4 protein-coding genes are annotated in these 20,880 nt (G+C 60.6%); 1 reads left to right on the top strand and 3 read right to left on the bottom strand.

The features are described from left to right. Positions 1-59: 59 nt before the first annotated feature. From ACYZTL_RS14765 to ACYZTL_RS14775, 3 genes are read right to left on the bottom strand one after another with little or no spacing between them, the layout of a single operon-like run. A complete protein-coding gene (locus tag ACYZTL_RS14765; protein WP_461952413.1) occupies positions 60-1,427 on the bottom strand; it encodes an HlyD family type I secretion periplasmic adaptor subunit in 1,368 nt (455 codons plus the stop codon). Beyond that, on the bottom strand, positions 1,417-3,573 hold the full coding sequence (locus tag ACYZTL_RS14770) for a type I secretion system permease/ATPase (RefSeq protein ID WP_461952414.1): 2,157 nt from the start codon (positions 3,571-3,573) through the stop codon (positions 1,417-1,419). Before ACYZTL_RS14770 ends, ACYZTL_RS14765 begins: the two co-directional genes overlap by 11 nt. 42 nt (positions 3,574-3,615) lie before the next feature. Then, positions 3,616-4,968 (bottom strand): TolC family outer membrane protein, encoded by a 1,353-nt coding sequence (locus ACYZTL_RS14775; RefSeq protein WP_461952415.1) that lies wholly within the window; start codon positions 4,966-4,968, stop codon positions 3,616-3,618. Positions 4,969-5,325: 357 nt separating this feature from the next. On the opposite strand from ACYZTL_RS14775, the gene ACYZTL_RS14780 reads away from it, so the two are divergent. Further along, the gene (locus tag ACYZTL_RS14780) at positions 5,326-20,829 is read left to right on the top strand and encodes a retention module-containing protein (protein WP_461952416.1); all 15,504 of its coding nucleotides are present in this window, start codon (positions 5,326-5,328) and stop codon (positions 20,827-20,829) included. Positions 20,830-20,880 lie beyond the last annotated feature (51 nt).

Below are 20,880 nucleotides of genomic sequence, written 5' to 3' on the forward strand. Positions count from 1 at the left end.
AAGAGGGGGCCGCTTCGCGCCCCAACGGGAGCAAGCTCCCTCGCCACAGGTTTAGCGTCCTACCGCTCGTGCAGCGCTTCAGCACGCGCCCGAATAATCGGCTTGAGCAGGTAACTGAGAATGGTCTTCTTGCCCGTGATGATGTCCACCGAAGCCACCATCCCCGGGATGATCAGCAACGGCTTTTCATCCGTCCCCAGGTGACTGCGGTCGGTGCGCAGTTTGATGATGTAGTAAGTGGTCTTCTTGTCTTCATCGGTGATGGTGTCAGCACCGATCTGTTCAAGCCTGGCCTTCAGCCCACCATAAATGGTGTAGTCGTACGCCGTGAACTTCACCGTCGCTTCCTGGCCCGGGTGCAGGAACGCGATGTCTTGCGGGCGAATCTTCGCTTCCACCAGCAAGGTGTCGTCCAGTGGCACGATTTCCACCAGGTCGCTGCCCGGCTGGATCACGCCGCCAATGGTGTTCACCAGCAACTTGTTGACGATACCGCGCACTGGCGATGTCACCAGCGTCCGGCTGACCCGGTCTTCCAGCGCTTTGCCGGTGGCTTGGGCCTTGTTCAGGTCCGTGCGCGCCTCGTTGAGTTGGGTCAGGGCTTCGCTGCGGAACTTGCCGCGCGTCTCGTCGATCTTGCGCTGCACTTCCTTGATTGCCGATTCGGCGCGAGGGATCGCCAGCGTCGTGGCATCCAGTTGCCCACGGGTTTCGACTTCGGCACGTTTGAGCCGCAACACCTCGACCGGCGACACCGCGCCCTGGGCCACCAGCGGCTCGGACATGTTGATTTCCTGACGCTGTAACGCCAGTCCACTGCGGTACTGCGACTGTTTGGAGGTGAATTCGCGCAGTTCTTGCTGACGCTGGATCAACTGCTCCTGCAAACCACCGATCTCATCGTGCAGTTGCTGACGACGGCTGGTGTACAGCGACTCTTCGCTAGCCGCCTGGCCGGGAACAGCCTTCAGCACATCGGCGGGGAAATTCAACGGACGGTCATCGACCTCGGCGCTCAAACGCTCCACGCGCAGCAGCATCGACAGCCGATCGGCTTCGGTCTCGCCAACGTTGGAGGCAAACCGAGTGTCATCCAGGCGAATCAGCGGCGCGCCAGCGTCGACGATCTGCCCTTCGGTGACGAACAGCTCGGAGACGATACCGCCCTCAAGGTTCTGGATTTTCTGGATCTTCGACGACGGAATCGCTTTGCCGTCGCCCTTGGTGACTTCGTCAATGACCGCGTAATTGGCCCAGAGCATCAGAAACACGAAGAAGCCGATGATCCCCCAGATCGTCAGCCGCACCACACGCGGGGCGTCTTCGATAAGGGCCTTATTGACCTCGGGAAGTGGCTGGCCATGCAGCGACTCGGAGCCTTTGAAGTAACGGCCGATCGAATTCTTGAAACCCGACTTAAGCAACACTGATCTGCCCCTTCTTCAACGCTTCCATCACAGCGGCTTTCGGACCGTCGGCGAGAATCTGCCCGCGGTCGATGACGATCAGCCGATCCACCAGCGACAACAACGAAGCCCGGTGCGTCACCAGCACCATAGTCTTGTTTTCAATCACCGCCGCGAGGCGTTGCTTGAGCCTTTCTTCACCGGTGTTGTCCATGGCGCTGGTCGGCTCGTCGAGCAGCAGGATCGGTGGATTGAGCAGCAACGCACGGGCCAGGGCAACGTTCTGACGCTGACCGCCAGACAGGTTCTGCCCACGCTCGCCGACTTGCAGCTCATAACCTTGCGGGTGAAGACGGGCGAATTCGTGGACGCCGGCCAACTCGGCAGCTTGCAGCACCATTTCGTCTTCTACATAGCGCGCGCCCGACACGAGGTTGTCGCGCAGGGTCCCGGCGAGCAGTTGGATGTCCTGAGCCACGTAAGCGATGTTGTGGCGCAATTCGCTGACGTCGATCTGTCGGATATCGACGCCATCCACCAACAGCGCGCCGTCGTCCGGCTGGTAGAGACCTACGAGCAGTTTGGCCAGGGAGCTTTTACCCGAGCCGCTGCGACCGATAATGCCGACCTTCTCGCCAGGCTTGATGATCAGGTTGATGTTCTTCAGCGCCGCGTTCTGTTGGTTCGGGTAAGTGAAGCTCATCTGCCGACACTCGATGGCGCCTTGCAGGACCTTGCGACTCAGTGGGCGTTCATCGAAGTTGCGCTCTTGCGGCAGCTCCATCATCTGATCGACCGAGGTCATGGTCACCCGCGCTTGCTGGTAACGGGTCAGCAGGCCAGACAGCGAGGCCAGCGGGCTGAGGGCGCGACCGCTGAGCATGTAGCAAGCGATCAAACCGCCCATGCTCAGGTGACCGTCGATGATCTGGTACACGCCGAAGACGATCATGATCACCCCGGCCAGTTGCTGGATCAGCAAGGTGATGTTCATCGCCAGGCCGGAGAGCATTTTCACCCGCAACTCGAGGCGGCTGAGGGTGCCGATGGTCTGCTCCCACTGATACTGGCGTTCGCTTTCGGCGTTGTTGACCTTCACTGCATCAAGGCCGGCGAGGGTTTCGATCAGGCTCGACTGACGCTCGGCGCCCAGGGCCATGGTCCGTTCCATCGTCGCCACCAGCGGTTTCTGCAGCGCATAGCCAATCAGCAAGGCAATCGGGAACGCCAGCACCGGAATCCACACCAGATGCCCGCCGAGAATCGCGATGACCAAGAAGATCAGCAACGTAAACGGCAGGTCGATCAGGCTGGTGAGGGTCAGTGAGGCGAGAAAGTCCCGCAGGCTCTGAAACTCATGGATGTTCTGGGCAAAGCTGCCGACCCGCGCCGGGCGGTACTTCATGGCCATACCGACGATGCGTTCGAACAACGTGGCCGAGATGATCAGGTCGGTTTTCTTCCCGGCCAGGTCCAGACAGAGGCTGCGCAGGCTCTTGAGGATCAGGTCGAACAGGTAAGCCCCGGTGATGCCGATGGCCAACACCCACAAGGTCGATTCGGCCTGGTTCGGCACGACGCGGTCGTAAACGTTCATCACGAACAGCGGCGCGGCCATGGCAATGATGTTGATCAGGAAGCTGGCGGCGATAGCGTCGGCGTACAGCCAGCGCGATCGCTTGAGGGTGTCGCGAAACCACGAGCGCGCGCGCGGGATCAGCGTGCCGTGATTGACGTCGAATTTGTGCTGGGGTTGAGCGAAGAACACTTTGCCGATGTAGTCATCGGCCAGCAGCTCGCGGCTGACAACGCTTTCGCCGCCATCGCTTTCGCTAAGCAGCAGGCGCGCCTGGTCGTCACCTAGCCAACCGAGCAGGACGGCACTGCGGCCATCCTTGAGCAGCAACAGTGCCGGCATGGCAATCGCTGGGATCTGCTCCAGTTTGCGTACCAGAACCCGCCCTTGCAGACCGGCGCGAGCGGCCGCGCGGGGCAGCAGTTCAACGCTCAGACGCTGCTTGGGCAACGGCAGGCCGGTGGTCAACATCGCGGCGCTGGCCGGTTTTTGATGCAGGGTGCAGAGAGCCAGCAAGCCGTCCAGTAACGGATCGTCGTGCAGCGCGCGTGGATCATGAATGAGTTGAACTCGACTGACTTCTGATTCCACGCTCGGCACTCTTGGCTAACAATTGAACAATGAAGGTTCTGCTCAATTCATACCGGGCAGTTGAACCTTCGGCTTCACGTCGTTCTGCACAACGGATGCCAACGGTGCGACCACTCCCTGGCTCTTGAGCAATTCGCCCATGGTCGCCTTGATTCGGTACTGAGTAAATAACTGAATGTTCTTGATCTCCGCCAGACGACGAGAAGCCGAGAACAGCTCGTTTTCACTGTCGAGCAGGTCGAGCAACGTGCGCTCGCCGAGACTGAACTGCTTTTGATAGGCGGTGCGCACGCTGGTGCTGTGATCGACATATTGCTGGGCGATCGGCACTTGGGCATTGGCGTTGTTCAAGGCATTCCAGGCCAGACCCAGCTCTTCGTTCAACACACGCAAGGCGTTGTTGCGAATATCCAGTGCCTGGTTGGACAGGTAGGACTTGGATTCCAGATCAGCCTTGTTGCTGCCACCGGCATACAAATTGAAACGCATGCGCAGCATGGCCTGCCATTCATTGCTGTGCCCGTTCTGGCCGGAGAGATCGTTGTCGGCAGTGCGACCCAATTCGGCATCGAAGCGCGGGTAGAAGCTCGACTTTGCGGCATCGTACTGTTTCTCGGCAGCGGCAATGTCAGACTCGGCGGAACGCAGGATCGGGCTGTTTTCCAGCATCTGCGCCCGGGCTTCATTGAGGTTGGCCGGCAACAGCGCCATGAAAGCGGCAGGACGCTCCAACTGATCGGGCATCTGGCCGACGGCGCTGAGGAAGTTGGTCTCGGCGTCGGCCAGGTTGGTCTGCTCGGTGATCAGGTTGTTGCGGGCCTGAGCCATACGCGCTTCGGCCTGATCAAGGTCGGCGCCGCTGCCCACGCCGCGCTGGGTACGCAGTTTGATCTGGTCGAAAATCCGTTCGTGGCTCTTCAGGTTGTCGGTCGCCAGACGCACGAACTCACGGCGGGTCAGTACATCGAGATAAACCTGAGCGACGGTAAGCGCGGTGCGTTCGGACGTGCCCAGCAAAGAATAGGCGCGAGAGTTAACGGTGGCTTGTTGACGCCCCACTTCACTCGACGTCGCAAAACCGTCAAAAACCATTTGCGACAACCGCACACTCGACTCGCTGCGATTCAGGTTTTCCCAGTGATTGTTGTTGCCGGCAGCCCGCGTGGTGACGTTGTCAGTGCCTTCGCGACCATAACCGCCCAACAGATCGACCCGTGGGAGGTATCCACCTTTAGCTGCCTTTAACTGATAATCCGCGGCCAATCGACTGTTAACGCCAGCCTGGATTTCCGGATGGACATCCAGTGCCTGTTGCATGGCCTCCGGAAGGGTCTGCGCCTGAGCAAGACTGGCGGCAAGTACGAAGGGTAAAGCCTTGAGCAAGTGCAAACGCATTATTGGAGTTTCCCGGAGTTGCTTGTCTTGGATCACTGCAGAACGTACCGCTGCAACGGATGATGACAATTGGAATGACCGCTTGTCGGAAAGTTGAATTTTGGAACTGGATCACACTCTGTGGAGCAGGGCGGCGCCGAAATATCAATGTGACATTACGGAGGCGAGTGTTTAGGATGGCATGCGCAAGGTCAATAGTTTGGCATAAAGTTTATAGCGGAAAAATATAGCCAAGTTATTGACAAATACCCGCGTCAAAATTGTGCCTCTAGTACCTTGAAAGTACATCGACTGAGCGCGATCAACCGCTCTCAGGTCCATGGACGTCTACTGAATGTGACACCCGGAGAGTCTTCAATGAGCAGTGTTGTGGCCATCGTCAAAAGCATTGTCGGTCAGGTTTTCGCGGTGTCCCCAGAGGGCGTCCGTCGCGTACTCGTTGAAGGCGATCGGTTGTTTGTCGGCGATCAGGTAGACACCGGTGCGGCTGGCGCCATTACGCTTGAACTGGCAGACGGCCGGACCCTGGACCTGGGCCGCGACACTCAATGGAGTGGCAGCGATTCCAGCACTGACCTTGCACAAGCCACTGCACAAGCTGCGCCATCGGTTGAAGAGCTGCAGCAAGCCATCGCGGCAGGTGCCGACCCGACCACCGATCTTGAAGCCACCGCGGCCGGCCCGACGGCTGCCGGCTCGGGCGGCTCGGCAGGTAGCGGCCACAACTTCGTGATGCTGGATGCAACCGCTGCCCGGATCGACCCGACCATAGGTTTCCCGACTGCCGGCATCGACACTGCCGCTTTGGCTGCACAGAACACCTTCGGCGAGACTACCGATACCAGCGCCAACGTGCAGCGCGAATCGACCCTGACCTTGAGCGCCACGCCGACCATCACCGAGGCCGGTGGCGTGCTGGTTTACACCGCGACGCTGAGCCAGGCTCCGCTGACGGACCTGATCATCACGTTATCCAACGGCTCGGTGATCGTGATCCAGGCCGGCCAGTTGACCGGTACGGTCAACGTCCCGCTCGCGCCAAACGACACCGTCTATAACGACCCGACCCAGATCGACGTGACCGTCACCGGCACCACGGGCGGCAGCGGCATCATCGTCACCGCGCCGACGACCCCGGCCGAGACCCAGGTCACTGACACCGTTGATACCACCACGGTCACCTTGACCGCCGGCGCCAACGTTACCGAAGGCGGGCAGATCACTTACACCGCGACCCTGACCAACCCGGCTCAAACGCCGGTCACGGTCACCCTGTCCAACGGCTCGACCATCACCATCGAAGCCGGCAAAACGACTGGCACTGTGAACGTCGACACCCCGGCCAATGACGTTTATCAGAACGGCAGCACCGTTAGCACCACGATCACTGGCGCCACCGGCGGCAATTTCGAAAACCTGGTGCCGAGCACCGCGCCAGCGGTCACCACCATTACCGACTCGGCCGACAACACCGGCCTGAGCCTCACCGCCACCGGCACCGTCGTCGAAGGTGGCCAGATCACCTACACCGCGACCCTGACCAACCCGGCCGGCACGCCGATGACCGTGACCTTGAGCAATGGCTCGGTCATCACCATCGAAGCAGGCAAGACCACCGGCAGCGTGACCGTCGACACCGCAGCCAATGACGTCTACAACAATGGCAGCACCGTCAGCACCACCATCACCGCAACCACCGGCGGCAATTTCGAGCAACTGACCCCGAGCACCGAGCCGGCGCTGACCACTATCACCGATTCGAAAGACAACACTGGCCTGAGCCTCACCGCCACCGGTAGCGTCGTCGAAGGCGGCCAGATCACCTACACCGCAACACTGACCAACCCGGCCGGCACGCCGATGACCGTGACCTTGAGCAATGGCTCGGTCATCACCATCGAAGCAGGCAAGACCACCGGCAGCGTGACCGTCGACACCGCAGCCAATGACGTCTACAACAATGGCAGCACCGTCAGCACCACCATCACCGCAACCACCGGCGGCAATTTCGAGCAACTGACCCCGAGCACCGAGCCGGCGCTGACCACTATCACCGATTCGAAAGACAACACTGGCCTGAGCCTCACCGCCACCGGTAGCGTCGTCGAAGGCGGCCAGATCACCTACACCGCAACACTGACCAACCCGGCCGGCACGCCGATGACCGTGACCTTGAGCAATGGCTCGGTCATCACCATCGAAGCAGGCAAGACCACCGGCAGCGTGACCGTCGACACCGCAGCCAATGACGTCTACAACAATGGCAGCACCGTCAGCACCACCATCACCGCAACCACCGGCGGCAATTTCGAGCAGCTGACCCCGAGCACCGAGCCGGCGCTGACCACTATCACCGATTCGAAAGACAACACCGGCCTGAGCCTCACCGCCACCGGTAGCGTCGTCGAAGGCGGCCAGATCACCTACACCGCAACACTGACCAACCCGGCCGGCACGCCAGTCACCGTGACCCTTTCGAACGGCGCGGTCATCACCATTGCTGCCGACGCGACCACTGGCAGCGTGACCGTCCCGGCACCGACCGATGACGTCTATAAAGATGCCGGCAAAGTTGAAGTCACTATCAAGGACGCCAGTGGCGGCAACTTCGAAAACCTGATCACCAGCCCTGCAGCTGCGGTCACCGAAGTGACTGACACGATCAATACGTCGACGGTCAGTCTGACGGCCAATGGCACTGTGGCTGAAGGCGGGACCGTGGTTTACACCGCGTCCGTGTCTGCTGAAGTCACCGGTTCGCCGGTTGTTGTGACCCTGTCCAACGGCCAGACCATTACGATTCCAGTCGGCGCCAGCAGCGCCAGCGTTAACTTCACTGCGCCGAACGATGCCCTGGCCGGTGGCGGCTCGCTGAGCGTCAAGATCGACGACGCCAAGGGCGGCAATTTCGAGAAGCTGGAAGTTAACGGCAAGTCGGCGGACACCTCGGTGACTGACACAGCCGACACCACGACTGTTAGCCTCAGCGCGACTGAGTCGGTGGCTGAAGGTGGTTCGATTGTTTACACCGCCACCCTGACCAACGCGGCCGGCACTCCGGTCACCGTGACATTGAGCAACGGTGCGGTCATCACCATCGCCGCCAACGCTAACAGCGGTTCCATCACCGTCGAGGCGCCGAAAGACGACGTCTATAAAGACGCCGGCAAAGTTGAAGTCACCATCAAGGATGCCGCAGGTGGCAACTTCGAGAACCTGACCACCAACCCGGCGGCTGCGGTCACCGAAGTGACTGACACCCTCAATACATCGACGGTCAGTCTGACCGCCAACGGCACTGTGGCCGAAGGCGGCACCGTGGTTTACACCGCGTCCGTCACTGCCCCAGTGACCGGCTCGCCGGTTGTCGTGACCTTGTCCAACGGCCAGGCCATTACCATTCCGGTTGGATCGAGCAGCGGTAGCGTGAACTTTGTTGCACCGAACGATGCCCTGGCTGGCGGCGGTTCGCTGAGCGTCAAGATCGACGACGCCAAGGGCGGCAATTTCGAGAAGCTGGAAGTTAACGGCAAGTCGGCGGACACCTCGGTGACTGACACGGCCGACACCACAACAATCAGCCTCAGCGCGACTGAGTCGGTGGCTGAAGGTGGCTCGATCGTTTACACCGCCACCCTGACCAACGCGGCCGGCACTCCGGTCACCGTGACATTGAGCAACGGCGCTGTGATCACCATCGCCGCCAACGCTACCAGCGGTTCCGTCACCGTCGACGCACCGAAAGACGACGTCTACAAAGACGCCGGCAAAGTCGAAACGACCATCAAGGACGCCACCGGCGGCAACTTTGAAAACCTGGTCAAAGACCCGGCTGCGGCCGTCACCACCGTCACCGACACCCTCGACACCTCGGCGGTCACCCTGACCGCCACCAGCAGCGTGGCCGAAGGCGGCACTGTGGTTTACACCGCCTCTGTCGGCGCACCGGTCACCGGTTCGCCTGTCATCGTGACGCTGGCCAACGGTCAGACCATCACCATTGGCATTGGCAAAAGCAGCGGCACGGTCAATGCCGTGGTCTCCAACGATGTGCTCAGCGACCATGCGCCGTTGACCAACTCGATCACCAAAGTCAGCGGCGGCAACTACGAAAACCTGACTGCCGATCAAACCCCGGTCAGCACCAGCGTGACCGACACCGTCGACACCACCACCCTGTCGCTGAGCGCCACTGGCAACGTCAAAGAAGGTGGCCAGATCACCTACACCGCCACCCTCACCCATGCGGCCGGCACACCCGTGACCGTGACGTTGAGCAACGGCGCGACCATCACCATCGATGCCGGTAAAACCACCGGCACCGTGAAAGTCGACGCACCGACAGACGACGTCTACAAGGACGCCGGCAAACTGGAAGTCACCATCAAGGACGCCGCTGGCGGCAACTTTGAAAACCTGGTCACCAGCCCGACCCCGGCCGTGACCAACGTCGCCGACACAGTCAACACGACGCACCTGACGCTCAGCGCTGAAAAGTCGGTACTCGAAGGCTCGCACATCACCTACACCGCGAACCTCACCAACGCCGCGCAAACGCCGGTGACCGTCAAGCTGAGCAACGGCGAGACCATCACCATCGAAGCCGGCAAAACCAGCGGTTCGGTCACCATCGCGGCGCCAAGCGATGACGTTTACAAAGATGCCGGCAAGCTCACCGTGAAGATGACTGATGCCAGCGGTGGCAACTTCGAAAAACTCGACATCAGCAAGGCGTCAGTGAGCACCACCGTCAAAGACACCGTCGACACGACGTCTCTGTCCCTGTCGGCCAGCCATACCGTCAGCGAAGGTGGCCAGATCACCTACACCGCCACCCTGAACAACCCGACAGACACGGCCATGACCGTGAAGTTGAGCAATGGCGCAGTGATCAACATCGCCGCTGGCGCCACCACCGGCTCGGTCAACTTCGCCGCACCGGCCAACAGCCCGTACATCGACGGCGGAAAAGTTCAGGCTACGATCGCCAGCCAGAGCGGCGGCAACTTCGAAAAAGTCGTCGTCGATCATGCGCCGGCGGTCACCACGGTCACCGATTCTGCCGACACTACCGGCCTGAGCCTGAGCGCCACCGGCTCGGTCGCCGAGGGCGGTTCGATCGTCTACACCGCGACCCTGACCAATGCCGCCGGCACCGCGATGACCGTGACGCTGAACAACGGCGCCGTGATCCACATTGCCAAGGGCGCCACCACCGGCTCGGTGAACTTCGCCGCACCAAAGGATGACGTCTACAAAGATGCCGGCAAAGTTGAAGCCAGCATCACCAAGACCACCGGCGGCAACTTCGAAAACCTGGTGGCCGACAAGACGCCAGCGGTTACCGACGTGACCGACACCCTCAATACATCGACAGTCAGTCTGACGGCCAACAGCACTGTGGCTGAAGGCGGCACCGTGTTGTACACCGCTTCGGTCAACGCGCCAGTGACCGGTTCGCCGGTTGTCGTGACCTTGTCCAACGGCCAGACCATTACCATTCCGGTCGGCGCGAGCAGCGCCAGCGTGAAATTCACCGCAGCGAACGACGCACTGGCTGGCGGCGGTTCTCTGAGCGTGAAAATCGACGGCACCACCGGTGGCAACTACGAAAACCTGGTGGCGGATAAAACCCCGGCAGTCACGTCGGTGACCGACGTCAAAGACACCACCACCCTTAGCCTGAGCGCTACGGATTCGGTCGCTGAAGGCGGTTCGATCGTTTACACCGCGACGCTGACTCACGCTGCCGGCACTCCGGTCACCGTGACATTGAGCAACGGCTCTGTGATTACCATCGCCGCCAACGCTACCAGCGGTTCCGTAGCCGTCAAGGCACCGGCCGATGACGTCTACAAAGATGCCGGCAAAGTCGAAGTCACCATCAAGGAGGCCAGCGGCGGCAACTTCGAAAACCTGGTGCCGAGCACGGTTCCGGCAGTGACCAGCGTCACTGACACCATCGACACCTCGACCGTGACCCTGAAAGCCACCGAGTCGGCCGCTGAAGGTGGCACCGTCACCTACACCGCGACCGTCGGCGCGCCGGTAACCGGTTCGCCAGTGACTGTGTCTTTGGCCAACGGCCAGACGATCACCATCGAAGTCGGTAAAACCACCGGCACCGTAACCACTCTCGCACCCAACGACGCGTTGAACGGTCACACTCCGCTGACCAATTCGATCACCAACGTCAGCGGCGGCAACTACGAGAACCTGGTCGCCGACAAAACGCCAGTCAGCACCACCGTGACTGACACCACCGACACGACCAACCTGTCGCTCAGCGCCACGAACTCGGTCGCCGAAGGTGGTTCGATCGTTTACACCGCCACCCTGACCAACGCCGCCGGCACTCCGGTGACCGTCAAGCTGAGCAACGGCGAGACCATCACCATCGCCGCCAACGCTACCAGCGGTTCCGTGACCGTCAAGGCACCGGCCGATGACGTCTACAAAGATGCCGGTAAAGTCGAAGTCACCATCAAGGACGCCAGCGGCGGCAACTTCGAAAACCTGGTCACCAGCCCGGCGGCTGCGGTCACCGAAGTGACTGACACGATCAATACGTCGACGGTCAGCCTAACGGCCAACAGCACTGTGGCCGAAGGCGGCACCGTGGTTTACACCGCGTCCGTCACCGCGCCAGTGACCGATTCGCCGGTTGTCGTGACCTTGTCCAACGGACAGACCATCACCATTCCGGTTGGATCGAGCAGCGGTAGCGTGAACTTTGTTGCGCCGAACGATGCCCTGGCTGGCGGCGGTTCGCTGAGCGTCAAGATCGACGACGCCAAGGGCGGTAATTACGAGAAGCTGGAAGTTAACGGCAAGTCGGCGAACACCTCGGTGACTGACTCTGCCGATACCACCACCCTCAGCCTCAGCGCGACCGATTCGGTCGCTGAAGGCGGTTCGATTGTTTACACCGCGAACCTGACCCACGCGGCTGGAACTCCGGTGACCGTCACCCTGAGCAACGGCGCAGTGATCACCATCGCCGCCAACGCTACCAGCGGTTCTGTCACCGTCGCAGCACCAAAAGACGACGTGTACAAAGACGCGGGCAAAGTCGAAACGACCATCAAAGGCGCCAGCGGCGGCAACTTCGAAAACCTGGTCACCAGCCCGGCAGCAGCGGTCACGGAAGTGACTGACACCCTCAATACGTCGACGGTCAGCCTGACGGCAACGCCCACCGCAGGCGAAGGCGGTAACGTGGTGTACACCGCTTCCGTGACCTCGAAGGTCACCGGCAAGGACGTGGTCGTCACCCTGGCCAACGGTGAAAAAATCACCATCCCTGTCGGTGAAAGCGCTGCCTCGATCACCGTTAAAGCCCCGAATGACGCATTGGTTGGCCACGAACCGCTGACCAACGCCATCAAGGATGTGACCGGCGGCAACTACGAGAATCTGGTCGCCGACAAGACCCCTACCTCGACCGCCATCAGCGACACCCTGGACACCACCAAAGTGACCATGACCGCCAGCGGTCAGGTGCTTGAAGGCGGCAACATCACCTACACCGCCAACCTGACGAATGCAGCCGGCACCGACATGACGGTCAAGTTGAGCAACGGCGAAAGCATTGTGATCAAGGCCGGCGACAAGTCGGGCTCCATTACCGTTCCTGCACCGGCCGATGACGTCTACAAGGACGGCAGCAAAATCACTGTCCGCATCGACAGCACCAGTGGCGGCGACTTCGAGAAGCTCGACGTCAACAAAACCGCGCACACCACCACCGTCAACGATACGATCGACACCGCCACGCTGAAACTCAGCGCAGACGTGGGCACCGTCGGCGAAGGTGGTCAGATTACCTACACCGCGACCCTGAACCACCCAGCCGACACGGCGATGACCGTGACCCTGAACAATGGTCAGGTGATCAACATCAAAGCGGGCGAGTCCAGCGGCTCTGCGTCTTTCACCGTACCGAATAACGTCTACACCGGCGCAGCGGACGTCCTGACCTCGATCAAGGAAACCACCGGCGGCAACTTCGAAAAACTGGACATCGATCGCTCTGCCGTCGCCACCAAAGTCACCGACACTGCTGACACTACCAGCTTGACCTTGAGCGCTAGCGGCACGGTGCAGGAAGGCGGCCAGATCGTCTATACCGCGACCCTGTCCCATGCCGCCGGCAGCAACATGACCGTGAAGCTGAGCAACGGCGCGACCATCACCATCCTCAAGGATGCAGTGTCCGGCCATGTCAGCGTGGCTGCACCGAAAGACGACGTCTATAAAGACGCCGGCAAAGTTGAAGTCACCATCAAGGAGGCCAGCGGCGGCAACTTCGAAAACCTGGTCCCGAGCACTGTCCCGGCAGTGACCGAGGTGACTGACACGATCAATACGTCGACGGTCAGTCTGATGGCCAACGGCACTGTGGCTGAAGGCGGCACCGTGGTTTACACCGCGTCCGTCACTGCCCCAGTGACCGGTTCGCCGGTGGTTGTGACCTTGTCCAACGGCCAGACCATCACCATTCCGGTTGGATCGAGCAGCGGTAGCGTGAACTTTGTTGCGCCGAACGACGCCCTCGCCGGTGGCGGTTCGCTGAGTGTCAAGATCAACGAGGCCAAGGGCGGCAACTACGAGAAGCTGGAAGTTAACGGCAAGTCGGCGGACACCTCGGTGACTGACACGGCCGATACCACGACTATCAGCCTCAGCGCGACTGAGTCGGTGGCTGAAGGCGGTTCGATCGTTTACACCGCCACCCTGACCAACGCCGCCGGCACTCCGGTGACCGTCAAGCTGAGCAACGGCGAGACCATCACCATCGCCGCCAACGCTACCAGCGGTTCCGTGACCGTCAAGGCACCGGCCGATGACGTCTACAAAGATGCCGGTAAAGTCGAAGTCACCATCAAGGAGGCCAGCGGCGGCAACTTCGAGAACCTGGTGCCGAGCACGGTTCCGGCAGTGACCAGCGTCACTGACACCCTCGACACCTCGACCGTGACCCTGAAAGCCACCGAGTCGGCCGCTGAAGGTGGCACCGTCACCTACACCGCGACCGTCGGCGCGCCGGTAACCGGTTCGCCAGTGACTGTGTCTTTGGCCAACGGCCAGACGATCACCATCGAAGTCGGCAAAACCACCGGCACCGTAACCACTCTCGCACCCAACGACGCGTTGAACGGTCACACTCCGCTGACCAATTCGATCACCAACGTCAGCGGCGGCAACTACGAGAACCTGGTCGCCGACAAAACGCCAGTCAGCACCACCGTGACCGACACCACCGACACGACCAACCTGTCGCTCAGCGCCACGAACTCGGTCGCCGAAGGCGGTTCGATCGTTTACACCGCCACCCTGACCAACGCCGCCGGCACTCCGGTGACCGTCAAGCTGAGCAACGGCGAGACCATCACCATCGCCGCCAACGCTACCAGCGGTTCCGTGACCGTCAAGGCACCGGCCGATGACGTCTACAAAGATGCCGGTAAAGTCGAAGTCACCATCAAGGAGGCCAGCGGCGGCAACTTCGAGAACCTGGTGCCGAGCACGGTTCCGGCAGTGACCAGCGTCACCGACACCCTCGACACCTCGACCGTGACCCTGAAAGCCACCGAGTCGGCCGCTGAAGGTGGCACCGTCACCTACACCGCGACCGTCGGCGCGCCGGTAACCGGTTCGCCAGTGACTGTGTCTTTGGCCAACGGCCAGACGATCACCATCGAAGTCGGTAAAACCACCGGCACCGTAACCACTCTCGCACCCAACGACGCGTTGAACGGTCACACTCCGCTGACCAATTCGATCACCAACGTCAGCGGCGGCAACTACGAGAACCTGGTCGCCGACAAAACGCCGGTCAGCACCACCGTGACCGACACCACCGACACGACCAACCTGTCGCTCAGCGCCACGAACTCGGTCGCCGAAGGCGGTTCGATCGTTTACACCGCCACCCTGACCAACGCCGCCGGCACTCCGGTGACCGTCAAGCTGAGCAACGGCGAGACCATCACCATCGCCGCCAACGCTACCAGCGGTTCCGTGACCGTCAAGGCACCGGCCGATGACGTCTACAAAGATGCCGGTAAAGTCGAAGTCACCATCAAGGAGGCCAGCGGCGGCAACTTCGAAAACCTGGTGCCGAGCACGGTTCCGGCAGTGACCAGCGTCACTGACACCATCGACACCTCGACCGTGACCCTGAAAGCCACCGAGTCGGCCGCTGAAGGTGGCACCGTCACCTACACCGCGACCGTCGGCGCGCCGGTAACCGGTTCGCCAGTGACTGTGTCTTTGGCCAACGGCCAGACGATCACCATCGAAGTCGGTAAAACCACCGGCACCGTAACCACTCTCGCACCCAACGACGCGTTGAACGGTCACACTCCGCTGACCAATTCGATCACCAACGTCAGCGGCGGCAACTACGAGAACCTGGTCGCCGACAAAACGCCAGTCAGCACCACCGTGACTGACACCACCGACACGACCAACCTGTCGCTCAGCGCCACGAACTCGGTCGCTGAAGGCGGTTCGATCGTTTACACCGCCACCCTGACCAACGCCGCCGGCACTCCGGTGACCGTCAAGCTGAGCAACGGCGAGACCATCACCATCGCCGCCAACGCTACCAGCGGTTCCGTGACCGTCAAGGCACCGGCCGATGACGTCTACAAAGATGCCGGTAAAGTCGAAGTCACCATCAAGGAGGCCAGCGGCGGCAACTTCGAAAACCTGGCCACCAACCCGGCGGCTGCGGTCACCGAAGTGACTGACACGATCAATACGTCGACAGTCAGTCTGACCGCCAACGGCACTGTGGCCGAAGGCGGCACCGTGGTTTACACCGCGTCCGTCACTGCTCCAGTAACCGGCTCGCCGGTTGTCGTGACCTTGTCCAACGGACAGACCATCACCATTCCGGTTGGATCGAGCAGCGGTAGCGTGAACTTTGTTGCGCCGAACGATGCCCTGGCTGGCGGCGGTTCGCTGAGCGTCAAGATCGACGACGCCAAGGGCGGCAATTACGAGAAGCTGGAAGTGAACGGCAAGTCGGCGGACACCTCTGTCAGCGATACCGTGGACACCACCAAAGTGACCATGACTGCCAGCGACTACGTAGTCGAGGGCGGCACGATCACTTACACCGTCAACCTCAGCAACGCCGCCGGCACTGACATGACGGTCAAGTTGAGCAACGGCGAAAGCATCGTGATCAAGGCCGGCGATAAGTCGGGTTTCATCACCATTCCTGCACCAACCGATGACGTCTACAAGGACGGCAGCAAGATCACCGTTGGCATCGCCAGCACCGACGGTGGCAACCTCGAGAAGCTCGACGTCAGCAATACCACCCACACCACCACCGTCAATGACACCACCGACACCACCACGCTGAAGCTCAGTGCCGATGTGAGCACCGTCGGCGAAGGTGGTCAGATCACCTACACCGCGACCCTGAGCCATCCTGCCGACACAGCGATGACCGTGACCCTGAACAACGGTCTGGTGATCAACATCAAGGCCGGCGAGTCCAGCGGTTCAGCGCCGTACACCGTGCCGAATGACGTCTACACCGGCGCCTCGCCCGTCAGCGCAGCGATCGCCTACAGCACTGGCGGCAACTTCGAAAAACTGGACACCGATCGCTCGGCCGTCGTCACCCAAGTGACCGACACCGCTGACACCACCAACCTGACCCTGAGCGCTACTGGCTCGGTTCAGGAAGGTGGGCAGATCGTCTACACCGCGACCTTGTCCCATGCCGCTGGCAGCGACATGACGGTAAAACTGAGCAACGGCGCGACCATCACCATCCTGAAAGATGCCGTCTCCGGGCAAGTCAGCGTAGCTGCGCCGAAGGATGACGTGTACCTGGACGCCGGCAAAGTCACCGCTAGCATCGACCAAGTCAGCGGCGGCGAATTTGAAAGCCTGGTGCCGGACAAATCTCTGGTATCCACTGACATTACCGACACCATCGACCCCACCACCGTGAAGCTGACGGCCACGCCGACTGTGGATGAAGGCGGCACGATTACCTACACCGCGACGCTAAACGATGCCAAAGGCAACTTGGTTACTGCGCAAAACGGTCCGGTGACTGTCACGCTCGACAGCGGCAAAAGCATCACCATCGCCGTCGGCCAAAGCGCTGGCGAGCTGAAGGTCGTGGCGGGCAACGACGTCTACAAAGGCCAAACCACCGTCACTGAGTCGATCAAATCGGCCGACGGCGGCAACCTCGAAGCCATCACCCCGGTGAAAACCCCGGTCACCACCACGGTCAATGACGTCAACGACGCTCCGACCGTCAGTACCACCTCGGCCAGAGGTGATGAAGATCATTTGATCGCCGTGCAGCTTGGCGGCAACGACGTCGATGGCAGCGTCGGCCACTTCACCCTGACCAGCCTGCCGGCCAATGGCGTGTTTTACGCTAACGCCGCCGGGACCATCGCGTTGACCGCCAGCAGCGTGATCTCCGCAACCGCGAACGGCGCAACGGTTTACTTCAAGCCCACCGCCGACTGGAGTGGCACCACCAGCTTCACTTACAACTCGACCGACAACCAGGGCATGCCTTCCGCCTCTTCGGCGACCGGCACCATCGTCGTCGCGCCAATAACCGATACCCCAAGCCTGTCACTGACCGGTGGCGGTATGGTCGTCTCGACCGACTTCCAGGAAGTTGCTCTGAAAAGCGCACATGGCGACGTCGATGTCAGCAAGCTCGGCAACGGCGTGTGGCACACCGACAACAGGGGTGGCATGGTCGAAATCGGCAAGGCCAGTGTCTATGGTGCCGGCGCCGATAACCAGGTCATCGAACTGGAGCGCAACCCCGGCGATGCGAGCAACCTCTACACCACTATCGATGCCAAGGCCGGCACCACCTATAACGTGTCGTTCGACTATGCACCGCGTGCGGGTGTGGATAATTCGCTGATCAATGTGTACTGGGGCGACCAACTCATTGGCACCCTGAACACCTCGACCACCGGCATGCGGCACTACAACTTCGACGTTCCTGTTACTGCCGATGGCAACCAGAAGCTCGAGTTCCGCGCCGGGGACACTAACAGCCTGGGCGGCCTGCTGGACAACATCAATGTCACTCAGGTGCTCAACTCAGGCCTTGAAGACAACGCGATCCTGTTGTCAACCATCCAGGCCCACACCAACGACGCCGACGGCTCGGAAACACTCACTCTCACACTGAACGGCTTGCCGGCGGGTTCCAGACTCACCGACGGCACCCGCACCTTCAATGCTGCCGACGGCTCGACGTCGGTGGACATTACTGGTTGGAACCTGTCCACGCTCAAGCTGACACCGCCGACGAACTTCAACGGCGACATCCCCCTGACCGTCACGGCCACCGCCAAAGACGGCGATGCCCCAAGCGCCAGCACCTCGCTGCCGTTGGTGGTGCACGTCGGTGCCGTCAATGACGCAAGCGTGCTGCAGGCGGACAACATCAATGTCGACGAAGACCACAACGCGACCGGTAACGTGCTGACCAACGACCGCGATGTGGATAACGTTCTAAGCGTGACCAAGTTCACAGTGGGTGGCACCGAGTACACAGCAGGCGGTACTGCCACCATCGCAAACGTCGGCAAGCTGACTCTCGGTGCCAACGGTGACTACAGCTTTACCCCGGTCAACAATTGGAGCGGCAAGATTCCGACTGTGACTTACACCACCAGCACCGGTTCAAGCACCACCCTCGATATCAGTGTGACCGCGGTCGCGGATACACCGATTGTGTCCGCCACCACTACTCAGGTGGCCGAGAACAGCAGCGTTGCGCTGGGCTTGAAGGTAACCTCGCTGGACACTGATGGCTCTGAAACCCAGACCATCACCGCGATCGGCGGTATCCCGGCAGGTGCGACTCTGACCGACGGCACGCACACCTTTACGGGCACGACCGGTAACGCTGTCGTCGACCTCAGCGGGTGGGATGTGAGCAAGTTGAGCTACACCCCGGCACCGTACGCCAACGGTACCAACACGCTGACAGTTACGGCAGTCTCGACCGAGAGCTCAGGTGATTCGGCCAGTAGTACGACACAGATTCCGATCACGATTAATCCGGCGGTCTATAAGCCGATCACTGGTACCGCAGGAAACGACAATGTCGGTGGCACCGATGGCAATGACATCGTAGTGGCAGATATCGGCGGCCTGACGGTAATACCGGGCCAGAATTACAACATCGCGTTCATGGTCGACAGCTCGGGCAGCATGAGCGCTTCCTCCGTAACGTCGGCGAAGAATTCCCTGATAGCGGTGTTCACCTCGCTGATCGCCAGCGCCACCTCGCAAAACTCGAGCGCTGGCACCGTGAAAGTATTCCTCGTGGACTTCGATACACAGGTCAACAAATCGATTTCGATCGATCTGTCGAAAGCGGGCGCTCTGGACCTATTGAAGGGGGTCCTCAACAGCATGCAGTCTGGTGGTTACACCAACTACGAAGACGTGTTCAAAACCACCGCGAACTGGTTCAAAGGGCCTGACGCGCTGAGCAACCCCAACGCGATCAACCTCACCTACTTCATCACCGATGGTGAGCCGACCGCTTATACGCAAAGAGAACAAATCAATCCGGTGGTCGTCGACTTCAAGTCCGATAGCGTTAAGGACCTCTACCTCGACGACGTGTTGAAGCAAGGCTCCTACACGCCAGGGACCGAGTTCAGGATGGTTATCGGTGGTGAGAGTCGCGTGGTAGTTGATTCCTCGGGGGCTTTGTACAAATGGAGCGAAAAATCGAACGGCAACTGGTCGTCGGACAAGTACAGCGCCAACGGCTACAACCTGCAAGTTCACGCCCAAGGTGACGGCACCTATGAACTGTCGGATTACGCAGTCAGCGGCTCTGTCGACAGCACCAGTGCGAGTAATGCGGCAACCGCGCTCGCGTTGTTTGCTGCCGCAAACTCCAAGGTACAAGCCATTGGCGTGAACAGCGATGTCTCGGTAAGCGACCTCGCGCCGTATAACACCACCGATGGAAAACCGCTGGCCAATATCAACCCGGAAGATTTGGCCAACGCAATTCTCGGCCACAGCGAAGCGACCCTTCCAGGCAAGGACACTATCAACGGCGGCGATGGCAACGACATCATCTTCGGCGATCTGGTGAGTTTCACTGGCGTGACGGGTGAGGGCTACACCGCGCTGCAGGCTTTTGTCGGCAAGGAAACCGGCATCGAAACCAACAAAGTCACCTTAAGCAACGTGCACCAGTACGTCACCGAGCACTACTCCACGTTCGATGTGTCTGGCGCCCACGATGGTGACGATACGCTGTTGGGTGGTGCTGGTAACGACATCATCTTCGGGCAGGGCGGTGACGACAAACTCTACGGCGGCAGCGGCAACGACATCCTGCTCGGTGGCACTGGCAACGATTTGCTGAACGGTGAGGCCGGCAATGACTTCCTCATCGGTGGCACTGGCACAGATACGCTGGACGGTGGCGCCGGTAATGACACCCTCCTCGGTGGCACTGGCAACGACACGCTGATCGGCGGCTTGGGTGCCGACACCTTCGTCTGGAAGGCTGGTGATACCGGCAGTGACGTGATCAAGGACTTCAAGGCCAGTGAAGGTGACCGCATCGACTTGCGCGATCTGCTGCAAGGCGAAACCGGCAGCCCCATCGACAACTTCCTGAAGATCACCACGGTGGATGGCGTTTCGTCCCTGCAAGTCAGCTCCGCCGGCAAGTTCAACGGCGCCGACGCTGCAGCGGCTGCACCGGATGTGACGATCAAACTGGAAGGCAACAACTGGGCCAGCGCCAACCTTCATTCGTTGATTGCCGGCAGTGACCCGACCATCAAAATCGATCACAACAGCTGATCCAACGAAAAACGGCCGCCCTTATGGGGCGGCCGTCACGTTTGCGCCCAT

The organism is Pseudomonas sp. LB3P81 (assembly GCF_054897965.1).